Genomic DNA, 12,560 nt, shown 5'->3' with positions numbered 1-12,560 from the left:
GCGGCGCAAGGTGTCCCAGTTCGCGTCGCAAGGTGCCGCGGCACGCCGACCTAGGTCCGCATCCTGTCGATGAGGTTCGACAGCACGACGATGCTTTCGCTGCGTTCGATGTCGGCACTCTCGCGGATGCGTTCGAGCGCGGACTCCAGGTGGCGCATGTCGCGGGCCAGCACATGCAGGATCGCGTCAGACGTCCCGGTCACCGTCGCCGCGCTGACCACCTCGGGCATGTCCACCCAGGCCGCCCGCAGCTGATCGGGCGCGATCGTGCCGTGGCAATACACCTGCACATAGGCCTCGGTGTTCCAGCCGAGCGCGTTGCGGTCGACGATCGTGGTGAAGCCCCTGATCACGCCGTTGTCGATCATGCGGTCAACGCGCCGTTTCACCGCCGGTGCGGACAGGTTCACCTTCTGGCCGATCTCGGCGAAGGTGGCCCGCGCATGCTCGGTCAGCTCGGTGAGGATGCGTTCGTCGGTCTCGTCCAGGCGGTCCATCGCCCCCCGTTTCAGCTCTACGCAATAAATCGCTGTTGCTGACATTGTAGTGCAATAAATCGCTCATGGACACGCAAGAATCGACGTTTGATTGTGTAGAAGTGTCAAAATACAGTGGATATATGACAGATTACTATGTCACCGACCCGGCGCCCCACGCCGTGCCCGCGGCATGGCAAGACGCCGCGCCCAAGCGGTCAAGAGCAGCTCAGACACGTCGGTATGCGATGACGCCGCCGGCGTACTACGCGGTCGAATACGCGATCAACCCGTGGATGGATGTCAGCACGCCGGTCGACGTCGAGGTCGCGCTAACGCAGTGGGAAGCTCTTCGGCAGACCTACCTGGGACTTGGCCACCACGTCGACCTCGTCGAGCCGGTCGCCGGCCTGCCGGACATGGTCTACGCCGCGAACGGCGGGTTCGTCGCCGGCGACGTCGCGATCGTCGCCCGATTCCGCTACGAGCAGCGGGCCGGCGAGGCGACGGCCTATGGCGAGTGGATGTCGTCGATGGGCTATCGGCCGGTCACGACGCATTACGTCAACGAGGGGCAGGGCGACCTGCTGATGGTCGGCGAAATGGTGTTGGCGGGTCATGGCTTTCGCACCGACCGCCGCGCCCATGCCGAGATCTCGGCAGCGCTGCGCATGCCGGTGGTCTCGCTCGAACTGGTCGACCCGCGGTTCTATCACCTCGACACCGCACTCGCTGTCCTTGACGATCACACCATCGCCTTTTACCCTCCGGCGTTCAGCGCAGCAGCACAGGACCAACTGCACGCGCTGTTCCCCGACGCTATCGTGGTGGGAAGCGCGGACGCCTACGTGCTTGGCCTCAACGTGGTATCAGATGGCCTGCGCGTCGTGTTTCCCTCGGCCGCAACGGGTTTCGCTGTCCAGTTGCGGAAGGCGGGCTTCGAGTCCGTCGGCGTCGATCTCTCCGAGCTGCTCAAGGGGGGCGGTTCTGTCAAGTGCTGCACATTGGAGGTGTTTGCGTGACGATTCTCGACGACCAGACTTCGGTGGCCAGCAACGGAACCGAGGATGCGATCGCCCTCGTCGATAAGCATGCAGCGCATAACTATTCGCCGCTGCCGGTGGTGGCGGCCAGCGCCGAGGGCGCGTGGATCACCGACGTCGATGGCCACCGCTACCTGGATTGCCTGGCCGCCTACTCGGCGGTGAACTTCGGTCACCGCAACCCCGAGATCAGCGCGACGGCGCATGCTCAACTCGACACCGTCACACTGGTCAGTCGCGCATTCCACGCCGCCAATCTGGGACCGTTCTGCGCTGGGCTTGCGCGACTGTGTGGCAAAGACATGGTGCTGCCGATGAACTCGGGCGCCGAAGCCGTGGAGAGCGGCCTGAAGGTCGCGCGCAAGTGGGGCGCCGACGTCAAGGGCGTTCCGGAGGGCCGCGCGAACATCGTCGTGGCGGAGAACAATTTCCACGGCCGCACGATCAGTATTGTCAGCTTCTCGTCGGACCCGACGGCGCGCGGCGGATTCGGTCCGTTCACACCCGGGTTCCGCGCGGTGCCATTCGGCGACGCCGCGGCCGTGGCCCGCGCGATCGACGAGAACACCGTCGCGGTGCTGCTCGAACCGATCCAGGGTGAGGCCGGCATCGTCGTCCCGCCCGACGACTACTTACCCGCCGTGCGTGCGCTGTGCAGCGAACACAACGTGCTGATGATCGCCGACGAAATCCAGTCGGGCCTCGCGCGCACCGGCTACACGTTCGCCTGCGACCGCTGGGGCGTCGTGCCGGATGTCTATCTGCTCGGCAAGGCGCTGGGCGGCGGCGTGGTCCCGCTGTCGGCGGTTGTCGCGGACCGCGACATTCTCGGCGTGCTGCATCCGGGCGAGCACGGCTCGACGTTCGGGGGCAACCCGCTGGCCGCCGCGATCGGCACCACCGTGGTCTCCATGCTGGCACGGGGTGAATTCCAGACCCGCTCGGCCCAATTGGGCGCGCACCTGCATCGACGGTTACGCGGCCTGATCGGCGACGGTGTGGTGGCGGTGCGTGGCTTCGGTTTGTGGGCCGGCGTCGACATCGAACCCACCCTGGGCACCGGCAAGGAAATCAGCCTGCGCCTGGCCGAGCGCGGGGTGCTGGTGAAGGACACCCACGGTTCGACGCTGCGGTTCGCACCTCCGCTGGTGATCACCGAGCAGGAGATTGACTGGGCCGTCGACCAGTTCGCCGCCGTATTGCGGGCATAATCAGCTGATCCAGCACGAGGGGGGCGCAATTTGCCAGCCAGCTCGATCAGCCTGACAGCACAGATGCTGCGGCGCCGCCCGGTGATCGGCGCGCCCGTCGCACACGGGGCCGCAGACCACCTCAATCGCGGGATCGGCGCGTTCGAGCTGACCATGTTCGGCGTCGGCTCGACGATCGGGACCGGAATTTTCTTTGTGCTGTCCCAGGCGGTGCCGGAAGCCGGGCCCGGGGTGATCGTCTCCTTCCTCATCGCGGGGATCGCGGCCGGGCTCGCCGCCATCTGCTACGCCGAATTGGCTTCGGCCGTGCCGGTTTCAGGTTCGTCGTATTCCTACGCGTACACGACACTCGGTGAGGTTGTCGCGATGGCGGTTGCGGCCTGCCTGCTGTTGGAATACGGGGTAGCCACGGCCGCGGTGTCGGTTGGGTGGAGCGGCTACGTCAACAAGCTGCTGCACAACTTATTCGGATTCCAGCTTCCGCATGCGTTGTCCGAGGCGCCGTGGGATTCGGACCCCGGCTACGTGAATCTGCCGGCGATCATCCTGATCGCCATGTGCGCGCTGTTGCTGATCCGCGGCGCGCGCGAATCGGCGCGGGTCAACGCGATCATGGTGCTGATCAAGCTGGGTGTGCTGGTCATGTTCGTCATCATCGCGTTCACCGCCTTTGACGCCAACCAGCTCAAGGACTTTGCCCCGTTCGGTGTTGCGGGCATCGGCTCGGCGGCGGGCACGATCTTCTTCTCGTTCATCGGCCTTGACGCGGTGTCCACGGCGGGCGACGAGGTGAAGGACCCGCAGAAGACCATGCCGCGGGCGCTGATCGCGGCGCTGATGACCGTCATCACCGTCTACGTTCTCGTCGCACTCGCCGCGCTGGGCACCCAGCCGTGGCAGGATTTCGCCGGCCAGGAAGACGCCGGACTGGCCACCATCCTGGACAAAGTCACGCACCACGGCTGGGCCAGCACGATTCTTTGTGCGGGCGCGGTGATCTCGATCTTCACCGTCACGCTGATCACGATGTACGGCCAGACCCGCATCCTGTTCGCAATGGGCCGAGACGGATTGCTGCCGACCAGGTTCGCGTCGATCAACACCCGCACCATGACGCCGGTGAACAACACGGTCATCGTCGCTATCGCTGCGGGGACATTGGCCGGCCTCGTCCCGCTGAACAAGCTGGCGGACATGGTGTCGATCGGCACGCTGACCGCGTTCATCGTCGTCGCGGTCGGCGTGATCATCCTGCGGGTGCGCGAGCCGGACCTGCCCCGCGCGTTCAAAGTGCCCGGTTACCCTGTCACGCCGGTGCTTTCGGTGCTGGCCTGCGGCTACATCCTGCTCAGCCTGCACTGGTACACCTGGATCGCGTTCAGCGGGTGGATCTTGCTCGCATTGATCTTCTACTTCGTGTGGGGCCGTCACCACAGCGCGCTCAACGACGTCAGTTAGCGATGCGCGGCGGCATTGGCCGCTGCCTGGGCCTGCTTGAGGGACGTCGCGACGTCACCGCGGCCGAGGAACATCTCGTCGAAATAGCCTTGCAGCGCGGTGTCTCCCGCGGCGAAGCCGGCCCCGCCCGGGGCCGGAATGCGCGGGCCGTCCAGGACGGAGAAGAAGGGTGCGACGTCCACGCCGCGCTGCGCCCAGTAGTTGAAGTAGACCTGCTGGGCTGACCGCACCCCGGGAATCGCCGCGCCCTGAGCGCCCAGATAGGCATTGCCTTCCTTGCTGCCCATCCAAGCCAGCACCTGACGCACCGCGTCGGGATGCTTGGTGGCCGAATTACCCGCCGCGGCAATGCCGTTGGTGACACTGATCCGGCCGGCGGGACCGATCGGCAGCATCGCGACCCCCCACCGGAAGCGGGCATCGCGTGCGATCGACGCCAGGTTGTAGGTGCCGGACTGGAAGAGGGCCATCCTGCCGGCCAGAAATTGGTTGCGCGAGAAGTCGCCGTTGCCGTTGGTGTCCGACGCCGGTGGTGCGACGTGGTCGGCGTTGATCAGATCCACCAGGTAGCGGAAGGCCGCGACGGCGCCGGGGTTGTCGAACGCGAACTCGTCGCCGCGCTGGAACACACCGCCCGCCGAGCCGATGTAATTCAGGTAGATCGCCTGCGGGTCGTTGGCCGCATTGTAGCCCCACTGCCGAATCCGGCCGGGGTCGAAACCCGCTGTGCCCGCGACATTTCCGTTGGCGTCGACAGTGAGCCGGGCCGCAATCGGACGCAGTGTGTCGTCCCCGTTGAGATTCCAGCGCAGGCTGCTCAGCTGACCGGGATCGATGCCGGCGGCGGCCAGCAGGTCCGCGTTGTAGTACACCGCGATACCGCCGTCGGTCAGCTGCGGCACGCCCCACAGTGCACCGCGGCGGGTGAACTGGTCGACCACTGCCGGTTCCCAGTCTGAAATCGCATCGGCGCTGAAGGTTTCGCTGATGTTCAGTAGCCGGCCGTTGTCGGCGTAGCCCGCGAAGTAGGCGTTGGAGAGCCAGAAGATGTCGTCGGCGCTGCCGCCCGCGACGTCGGTGCGCAGCGTGTTGAAGTACGTCGGGTAGGCCACCAGGTTGACGCGCACCTCGATATCGGAATGCGTGCGGTTGAATGCCTCGAACGACTGCCGGTAGGCCTCGGCGATGGGCGCGTCCCAGATCCGCACCCGCACCACGATTTTGTTGCCGTGGGGCTCGCCGGAGTAGTTCAACAACACGGCGATCGCGGCCAGCAGCACCACCACGAGTCCCAGCGCACCGGCGGCGAGGGTGGAAACGCGGGGCCGCGTCATGGTTTCCGGCTCACTTGACACCCGAGAGGACGATCGAGGAGACGATGTGTCGCTGGGAAGCGATGAACAGCAGGGCCAGCGGCACGATCGCGATCGTGGTCGCCGCCATCACCAACGTCCATTGCGAATTGAAGCGGGACTGCAGTTCGGCCGTCGCCACGGTGAGCACCCGCCACTTGTGACCACTCGTGATCACCAACGGCCACATGAAGTTGTTCCATTGCGAGACCACGGTGATCAGCGTGAGGGTCGCCAGCACCGGCCGGCTGGACGGCACGACCACATGCGTGATCACGTCCAAAGTGTTGGCGCCGTCGAGGCGCGCCGCGTTGATCAAGTCGTTGGGGATCTGGCGAAAGTGCTCGCGCAGCAAGAAAATCGCGTACGGGGAGCCGAACATGAACGGCAGCACCAAAGCCCAGAACGTATTGCGCAGCCCCGCCTCGGCCATCATCAGATACATCGGTACCACCGTGACCGTCCCGGGCACCATCAACGTCGCGATATAGACCCAAAACAACGCATCGCGCCCGGCGAACTCCAGGCGCGCAAACGCGTAGCCCGCCAGTACGGAGAAGATCATTTGGCCCACCAGGATGACCGCCGTCATCAATGCCGTCACCGCGGCAGCGCGGCCGAACCCGGCACCGGCCAGGTCGCCGTAGTTGGCCAGCGTGGGTGGGTGTGGCAGTTGCAGCGGCGTACCCGTCGCGAATTGGTGTGCCGAGGTGAATGAGGTCAGTAAGCCAAGCGCGAAGGGCGCCAACGTGATCAGCACACCGACCGCCAGGCCGGTGTAGATCATCGCGTTCCAGACGCGGCTAGACGAGGTCATAGGTGATCCGCCGCCGGAAATACAGGTGCTGAACGATCGTGATGCCGATCAGGATGACGAACAGCACGACCGCCATCACCGACGCCCGGCCGATGGCCGCCGAACCGAACGCCTCGGCGTAGATGCGGTGGGCCACCAGGTCGGTGCTGCCGCCCGGTCCGCCGTCGGTCAAGGCGTACACGGTGTCGAAAACCTGTGCCGTGCTGACAATTCCGGTCACCAACACGAAGAACATCGTCGGGCGCAGCATGGGCAGCGTGATGCGCCAGAACCGTTGCCAGGCATTGGCGCCGTCAGTGCGGGCAGCGGCGTGGATCTCGTTCGGAATCGCCAGCAGTCCGGCCAGGAAGGCCAGCGAGTTATAGCCCACGTTCATCCAGATGACCACCGCCGACACCAGTGGCAGCGCAAAGCTGGGATCCGACAGCCACTCGATACTGTGTCCCAGCAGCGTCGCAACCGCGCCGTCGGTGGGCGCCAGGATCCAGCGCCATAACACGGCGATCGCCAGCGGTGCGCAAATCCACGGCAGCACGAATACGGTGCGGAAAAAGCCGGTCCCTGGAAGCAAGCGGGCCAGCATCGAGGCGGCGGCCAAGCCCAGCACGGTCTGCGTCGGAACCACGATCGCCACGAAGATCGCCGTGACGATCAGTGAGTTGCCGAAGCTGGAGTCGACCAGCACCGAGCGCCAGTTGTCCAGGCCCACAAAGCGCAGCGGACCCAGCAGATCCCACCGGTACAGACTGAGCCAGATCACCACGAGGATGGGCAGCAGCAGGAAGGTGACGACACCGAACAGGCTGGGCGCCAGCAGCCCGTACGCCAGCACGGCGGATCGCGCCTTACTCCTGCGTGCTGCGCTGGGCATGCAGCTAATTAAAGCGGGCTATGCAGGGGTTTGGAGCGCACAGTCGTTACGGTGGAGCCGTGACACCGAATCGGGGGATCGATGCCGACTTCCTGGGCCTGCCGCGACACGAGCTCGCCGAGGCCGCGTTGGCGGCGGCGACCACGGCCGGGGCCAGCTACGCGGACCTGCGAATTCAGCGCATCAATACCGAAATCATCCAATTGCGTGACGGTGAGCTCGAGACCGCGGTCCTCAGCCGTGACGTCGGCCTGGCCGTGCGGGTCATCGTCGACGGCACCTGGGGATTCGCGTCGCACGCCGAGCTGGCGCCGTCGGTCGCGGCCGACACCGCGCGCCGCGCGGTTCATGTCGCCACCACACTGGCGGCGCTGAACACCGAGCGCGTCGAGTTGGCGCCCGAGCCGGTATACGTCGACGCCACCTGGGTCTCGAGCTACCGGATCGACCCGTTCGACGTCCCCGTGGCCGACAAGATCGGCGTGCTCGAGGAGTACTCCGGGCGACTACTGAGCGCCGACGGCGTCGACCATGTGTCGGCCATGATGACCGCGGTCAAGGAGCAGTCGTTCTACGCCGATACCTTCGGATCCTCGACCACCCAGCAGCGGGTGCGCATCATGCCGGCACTGGAGGCGGTCACCGTCGACGCCGTGGCGGGCAGCTTCGACTCGATGCGCACGCTGGCGCCGCCGATGGGCCGGGGCTGGGAGGTGCTGGCCGGCGACGACGTGTGGAACTGGACCGATGAGCTGACGCAGGTGCCCGTGCTGCTCGCCGAGAAGGTCAAGTCGCCCAGCGTGTCCCCGGGGCCAACCGACCTGGTGATCGATCCGACCAACCTGTGGCTGACCATTCACGAATCCATTGGCCACGCAACAGAATATGACCGCGCGATCGGCTACGAAGCCGCCTATGCCGGAACGTCGTTCGCCACCCCGGACAAACTCGGAACCATGCGCTACGGCTCCCCGGTGATGAATGTGACCGCCGACCGCACCGTCGAATTCGGTTTGGCCAGCATCGGTTACGACGACGAGGGCGTGGCCGCGCAAAGCTGGGACCTGGTGCGCGACGGGATTTTCGTCGGCTACCAACTCGACCGGGTGTTCGCGCCCCGGCTCGGACAGCCGCGTTCCAACGGCTGCTCGTACGCCGACTCGCCGCATCACGTGCCGATCCAGCGGATGGCCAACGTGTCGCTGCAGCCCGGCCCCGACGACCTGTCCACCGATGATCTGATCGGCCGGGTCGAGAACGGCATCTACATCGTCGGCGATAAATCCTGGTCAATCGACATGCAGCGCTACAACTTTCAGTTCACCGGACAGCGCTTCTTCCGCATCCGCGACGGGCGCCTGGACGGTCAGTTGCGCGACGTGGCCTATCAGGCCACCACCACCGATTTCTGGAATTCGATGGAAGCCGTTGGCGGGCCGTCGACGTGGCGGCTGGGCGGTGCGTTCAACTGCGGCAAGGCGCAGCCCGGGCAGGTCGCCGCGGTCAGCCACGGCTGCCCGTCGGCATTGTTCCGCGGTGTCAACGTGCTCAACACCCGGACCGAGGGCGGCCGATGATCAGTGCGCAGCATGTCGTCAACCTCGTCTTGGAAGAGGCGGCGAAACTCGGCCGCGCCGACGAGACCATGGTGCTGGTCACCGACAAGGTCCAGGCGACATTGCGGTGGGCGGGCAATTCGATGACCACCAACGGGGTTTCGGTCAGTCGCAACACCACTGTCATTTCGATTGTGCGCAAGGGCGCCAGCGCGTTCATCGGCACGGTTGTCTCCGCCGAGGTGGACCCGCGGGTGATCCCAAGTTTGGTGGCGGCCTCGCAAGAAGCGGCCCGGTCCGCGCCGGAGGCCGGCGATGCCGCGCCGCTCCTCTCCGATACCGGGGTGCCCGCTGACTGGGATGCCCCGGTGCCCGGCACCGGTGCCGAGGTGTTCGCCGATGTCGCCGGCTCGTTGAGCCGCGCCTTCCAGGCCACCGACCGGCTGTATGGCTTTGCGCACCATAGTGTTTCGACGACATTCCTGGCGTCGTCGACGGGGCTGCGCCGTCGTTTCACGCAGCCCACCGGCGCGGTGGAGATCAACGGCAAGCGCGGCGACGCCAGCGCGTGGGCCGGTGTCGGGACATCCGATTTCGATGATGTGCCCACCGATTTGCTGCTCGAGGACCTGTCGATGCGGCTGGGCTGGGCGGAGCGCACCGTCGAGCTGCCGGCCGGGCGCTACGAGACGCTCATGCCGCCGTCGACGGTGGCCGACATGATGATCTACCTGGCCTGGTCGATGGCCGGGCGGGGCGCGCAGGAGGGGCGCACCGCGTTCTCGGCGCCGGGCGGCGGGACCCGGGTGGGGGAGCGGCTCACCGATCTGCCGTTGACGTTGTTCTCCGATCCGATGGCGCCGGGGCTGTTGTGTACACCGTTCGTGATGGCCAGCAGTTCCTCCGAGACGGTGTCGGTGTTCGACAACGGGATGGAGATCAGCCAGGTCGACTGGATCCGCGACGGGGTGATCAACGCGTTGGCTTATCCGCGGTCCACCGCCGTCAAGTTCGACGCGAAGGTCGCCGTCGCGGCGGACAACCTGGTGATGACCGGCGGGTCCAACGACCTCGCCGACATGATCGCGGGCACCGAGCACGGCCTGCTGCTGACCACGCTGTGGTACATCCGCGAGGTCGATCCCACCACGCTGTTGCTCACCGGGCTGACCCGCGACGGGGTGTACCTGATCGAGGACGGCGAGGTCACCGGGGCGGTCAACAACTTCCGCTTCAACGAGAGCCCGCTGGATTTGCTGCGGCGTGCGACCGAGGCCGGTGTCAGCGAGAAGACCCTGCCGCGGGAGTGGGGCGATTGGGCCACCCGGGCCGCGATGCCGACACTGCGGATTCCCGATTTCCATATGTCCTCGGTGAGCCAGGCGCAGTAGTCGTAACGTATCGGGAATGGCGGCTCCGGTTTCGGTTCGTGAAGACCAGCTGATGCGGTTGGTGGCCCTGTCTCCCGGGTCCACGGGCGACGGCCGGCTGGTGGGTCTGGTGCGGCGGGTGTGCGCGGAGACGATGTCGCTGCCGCCGCTGCCCGTTGAGGTGGTTGCGGACGAACCCGAATCGGACGCCGAGCGCGTCGTCGCCGAGTTCGCCGAGCAGTTCAGCGCCGACGTTTCCGCTATCACCGTCGACCAGCGGTCCCGGCTATTTAAAGCGTTGGGGGACAGCACTTTTGGTGTCGTGGTGGCGATGTATATCGCCGACTTCGTGCCGCGGGTGCGCGCCGGTCTGGAAGCGCTGGGTGTCGGTGCGCCGTATCTGGGCTGGACACGCGGGCCGATCGCGTGGGATCACGCGACGGACCCGTCTGATGTGGTGTTCAATGACTTCCTGCCCGCGGTGGGCGCGATGCGTGCGCTTGACCCGGTGACCTCCGAGCTGGTGCGGCTGCGTGGGGCGGCTCAGCACAACTGCCGGCTGTGCAAATCGGTGCGGGAAAGCAGGGCGCTGGACGCCGGTGGTTCGGAGACGTTGTACGAGGACATCGCGCAATTTGAGGAGTCGAGGCTGCTCGACGAGCGCGCAAAAGCAGCGCTGCGGTATGCGGATGGGTTAATTTGGACGCCGGCGCACCTCGACGCCGACGTTGTCGCCGAGGTGCGCGCCCGGTTCTCCGAGGCCGAGGCCGTCGAGCTGACCTTTGACGTCATGCGTAATGCCAGCAATAAGATCGCGGTGTCGCTGGGTGGGGACGCCCCCCGGGTTGAAAGTGGCACCGAGCGCTACCTGCTCGATGTCGATGGTCAGACGGTGTTCAGCTGACGGCGGTGTGGCGAGGACGGCCATGAAGCGCCGCATAGTCGGAGCACTGGCCGCCGTGCTGATGACCGGAGCGTTGATCGCCTCGGCGGCGCCGGCCAGTGCCGGTTGCCAGTACGGAGGTCTCGTTGCCAGCAAGTGCGATGGACCCGTCCAGCCTGACGGCACCTGGCAACGATGCGTGGTCATCACCACGTCGCATAGCGGCCCCAGTTACCAATGGAGCCCAGACTGCAAATTGATGGGTCCTGACCAGCATCCTTTGGGTCTCGCGTTCGCTGACCCGCCGACGCACATCGACGACTGAGCTGCGCTAGCCACTAAGCCCGGAAAACGGTTCGCGACGCCCGCGGGCGGAGTCGCGCTTTTAGGAGCACCCGCTCACATGAATTCGCCGGCCGGCTCCGACACAGACGCTTACCGGAGGCGGTGGAGGCGGAAAGTCTTGCGGCAGCGGCGCATAGGCGCCAGGCGGCGGGACATAAGAATTGACCGTGTCCGCGATGTTGGTGCACCCGCTCACTGACACACGCGAGCCGACGCTTGCGCAGACGTCCGCGTTGGCCACACTGGGGGGCTGCACGATGGCAGATATCTCGGGAATCGCCGTAAGGGCCAACATCGCTATTCCCCCTGCAGCCCAGGACCGCGCCCACGCATTCATCGGGTTCTCCTTCCCGTCCCGGCTGGGACCTGCTTATACCGATCTGCGAACTGAGGCCCGCAGTAATTCCTTGAGCGCACGCTTACGTGCGGCGTACCGATCGTTTACGGAGTCGCGCCGCCTTCCCCGAGTAATGGTGTCCAGTGGCAACGCTGCCTGATGTCAGCCAGCGGCTGACGGATGCTCTCGAGATCGGCTTGCTCCTGCGGGTTGGCGCTGAAGTAGTTCTGCACGTCGTGACCGAGCTGGTCTTTGGGCACATCCTGAAGGCCGGTGTAGAAATCGTTCAGGTCCGGGTGAGCGAACAGGTAGGTCGAGAGCGCCGCCCCAACACCAGTCGCGACACCGGCCACGTCCCCAGCTGTGCAGTTGGGTGGCCGAGGCGGCGGATCAGCCGCAGCGGTCCCTGCAGGAACGCATAACAGCATGCCGGTGGCCGCGCCAGCACCTATCGCGCCGACGAGCACTCGGCGCGGGATTCGACCTGAAACGAACATCAACTGGCTCCTTCATCCGGTAATCGACACTGCCGCAATCGATGGCGGTCGTCGCCGGCCCAAGCGAAGCAGAGCCGGCCTGCCAACTCTGTACCTTGACCAAGCAGCGTCACTCGGGCCAAAAGTCACTAAAAAACGGCCAACGGTCACCACCGCGGGCTGCGGTGTCCTCCGTCGGCGATCAGAGCGTTGGTGGAGCCTGCGCGGCCGTGATCGCCCCGCCGGACGCTCTCGCTTGGCGTTGGTACGGTTTCCTACTGAATGCAGAAGGGGCGGTAGCTCAGTTGGTTAGAGCCGCGGACTCATAATCCGTTGGTCGCGGGTTCGAGCCCCGCCCGCCCCAC

General features: G+C 65.8%; 13 protein-coding genes and 1 tRNA gene. 8 read left to right on the top strand and 6 right to left on the bottom strand.

The annotated features are described in order from the left end of the window. Positions 1 to 50: 50 nt before the first annotated feature. Positions 51 to 497, bottom strand: a complete 447-nt coding sequence (locus tag ACZY0B_RS24440) for an Lrp/AsnC family transcriptional regulator (RefSeq protein WP_463766819.1) — start codon at positions 495 to 497, stop codon at positions 51 to 53. Positions 498 to 619: 122 nt separating this feature from the next. On the opposite strand from ACZY0B_RS24440, the gene ddaH reads away from it, so the two are divergent. From ddaH to ACZY0B_RS24425, 3 genes are read left to right on the top strand one after another with little or no spacing between them, the layout of a single operon-like run. Next, positions 620 to 1,498 (top strand): dimethylargininase, encoded by an 879-nt coding sequence (gene ddaH, locus ACZY0B_RS24435; RefSeq protein ID WP_463766818.1) that lies wholly within the window; start codon positions 620 to 622, stop codon positions 1,496 to 1,498. After that, positions 1,495 to 2,730, top strand: a complete 1,236-nt coding sequence (rocD, locus tag ACZY0B_RS24430; RefSeq protein ID WP_463766817.1) for an ornithine--oxo-acid transaminase — start codon at positions 1,495 to 1,497, stop codon at positions 2,728 to 2,730. Before ddaH ends, rocD begins: the two co-directional genes overlap by 4 nt. A 30-nt stretch (positions 2,731 to 2,760) precedes the next feature. Then, on the top strand, positions 2,761 to 4,188 hold the full coding sequence (locus ACZY0B_RS24425) for an amino acid permease (protein ID WP_463766816.1): 1,428 nt from the start codon (positions 2,761 to 2,763) through the stop codon (positions 4,186 to 4,188). Here the strand turns inward: ACZY0B_RS24425 and ACZY0B_RS24420 are convergent. Genes ACZY0B_RS24420 through ACZY0B_RS24410 form a run of 3 tightly spaced genes read right to left on the bottom strand, consistent with a single transcriptional unit; the run spans position 4,185 to position 7,228 of the window. Then, a complete protein-coding gene (locus ACZY0B_RS24420; RefSeq protein WP_463766815.1) occupies positions 4,185 to 5,522 on the bottom strand; it encodes an ABC transporter substrate-binding protein in 1,338 nt (445 codons plus the stop codon). The two genes, ACZY0B_RS24425 and ACZY0B_RS24420, sit on opposite strands and share 4 nt — an antisense overlap. A 10-nt stretch (positions 5,523 to 5,532) precedes the next feature. After that, positions 5,533 to 6,357: a carbohydrate ABC transporter permease gene (locus ACZY0B_RS24415; RefSeq protein ID WP_463766814.1), complete on the bottom strand. Its 825-nt coding sequence runs from the start codon at positions 6,355 to 6,357 to the stop codon at positions 5,533 to 5,535. Beyond that, positions 6,344 to 7,228: a carbohydrate ABC transporter permease gene (locus ACZY0B_RS24410; RefSeq protein WP_463766813.1), complete on the bottom strand. Its 885-nt coding sequence runs from the start codon at positions 7,226 to 7,228 to the stop codon at positions 6,344 to 6,346. Before ACZY0B_RS24410 ends, ACZY0B_RS24415 begins: the two co-directional genes overlap by 14 nt. A 59-nt stretch (positions 7,229 to 7,287) precedes the next feature. Here ACZY0B_RS24410 and ACZY0B_RS24405 point away from each other — a divergent pair, with 59 nt between their 5' ends. From ACZY0B_RS24405 to ACZY0B_RS24390, 4 genes are read left to right on the top strand one after another with little or no spacing between them, the layout of a single operon-like run. Further along, on the top strand, positions 7,288 to 8,805 hold the full coding sequence (locus ACZY0B_RS24405; protein WP_463766812.1) for a TldD/PmbA family protein: 1,518 nt from the start codon (positions 7,288 to 7,290) through the stop codon (positions 8,803 to 8,805). Next, complete coding sequence (locus ACZY0B_RS24400) at positions 8,802 to 10,175, top strand: metallopeptidase TldD-related protein (RefSeq protein ID WP_463766811.1); 1,374 nt, start codon at positions 8,802 to 8,804, stop codon at positions 10,173 to 10,175. The genes ACZY0B_RS24405 and ACZY0B_RS24400 overlap by 4 nt, the downstream gene beginning before the upstream one ends. 16 nt (positions 10,176 to 10,191) lie before the next feature. Next, positions 10,192 to 11,058 (top strand): carboxymuconolactone decarboxylase family protein, encoded by an 867-nt coding sequence (locus ACZY0B_RS24395; RefSeq protein WP_463766810.1) that lies wholly within the window; start codon positions 10,192 to 10,194, stop codon positions 11,056 to 11,058. 22 nt (positions 11,059 to 11,080) lie between these two features. After that, the gene (locus tag ACZY0B_RS24390; protein WP_463766809.1) at positions 11,081 to 11,362 is read left to right on the top strand and encodes a CDGP domain-containing protein; all 282 of its coding nucleotides are present in this window, start codon (positions 11,081 to 11,083) and stop codon (positions 11,360 to 11,362) included. Positions 11,363 to 11,422: 60 nt separating this feature from the next. On the opposite strand, the gene ACZY0B_RS24385 is transcribed toward ACZY0B_RS24390, so the two are convergent. Then, entirely contained in the window at positions 11,423 to 11,719 is a 297-nt protein-coding gene (locus ACZY0B_RS24385) for a hypothetical protein (RefSeq protein ID WP_463766808.1), read from the bottom strand. 104 nt (positions 11,720 to 11,823) lie between these two features. Further along, positions 11,824 to 12,216 (bottom strand): heme-binding protein, encoded by a 393-nt coding sequence (locus tag ACZY0B_RS24380; protein ID WP_463766807.1) that lies wholly within the window; start codon positions 12,214 to 12,216, stop codon positions 11,824 to 11,826. A gap of 269 nt (positions 12,217 to 12,485) precedes the next feature. On the opposite strand from ACZY0B_RS24380, the gene ACZY0B_RS24375 reads away from it, so the two are divergent. Continuing rightward, positions 12,486 to 12,559, top strand: a tRNA-Ile gene (locus tag ACZY0B_RS24375). Position 12,560 lies beyond the last annotated feature (1 nt).

The sequence above is a fragment of the Mycobacterium sp. IDUB_19 genome (assembly GCF_055419445.1).
The sequence above is the reverse complement of the archived record's forward strand: the minus strand, read 5'-3'. Positions and strand labels throughout refer to the sequence as shown.

Coding starts and splice junctions, on each gene's coding strand:
- ACZY0B_RS24440 (WP_463766819.1), bottom strand. CDS start 497: ATGGACCGCCTGGACGAGACCGACGAACGCATCCTCACCGAGCTGACC.
- ddaH (WP_463766818.1), top strand. CDS start 620: ATGACAGATTACTATGTCACCGACCCGGCGCCCCACGCCGTGCCCGCG.
- ACZY0B_RS24420 (WP_463766815.1), bottom strand. CDS start 5,522: ATGACGCGGCCCCGCGTTTCCACCCTCGCCGCCGGTGCGCTGGGACTC.
- ACZY0B_RS24415 (WP_463766814.1), bottom strand. CDS start 6,357: ATGACCTCGTCTAGCCGCGTCTGGAACGCGATGATCTACACCGGCCTG.
- ACZY0B_RS24410 (WP_463766813.1), bottom strand. CDS start 7,228: ATGCCCAGCGCAGCACGCAGGAGTAAGGCGCGATCCGCCGTGCTGGCG.
- ACZY0B_RS24400 (WP_463766811.1), top strand. CDS start 8,802: ATGATCAGTGCGCAGCATGTCGTCAACCTCGTCTTGGAAGAGGCGGCG.
- ACZY0B_RS24395 (WP_463766810.1), top strand. CDS start 10,192: ATGGCGGCTCCGGTTTCGGTTCGTGAAGACCAGCTGATGCGGTTGGTG.
- ACZY0B_RS24390 (WP_463766809.1), top strand. CDS start 11,081: ATGAAGCGCCGCATAGTCGGAGCACTGGCCGCCGTGCTGATGACCGGA.
- ACZY0B_RS24385 (WP_463766808.1), bottom strand. CDS start 11,719: ATGAATGCGTGGGCGCGGTCCTGGGCTGCAGGGGGAATAGCGATGTTG.
- ACZY0B_RS24380 (WP_463766807.1), bottom strand. CDS start 12,216: ATGTTCGTTTCAGGTCGAATCCCGCGCCGAGTGCTCGTCGGCGCGATA.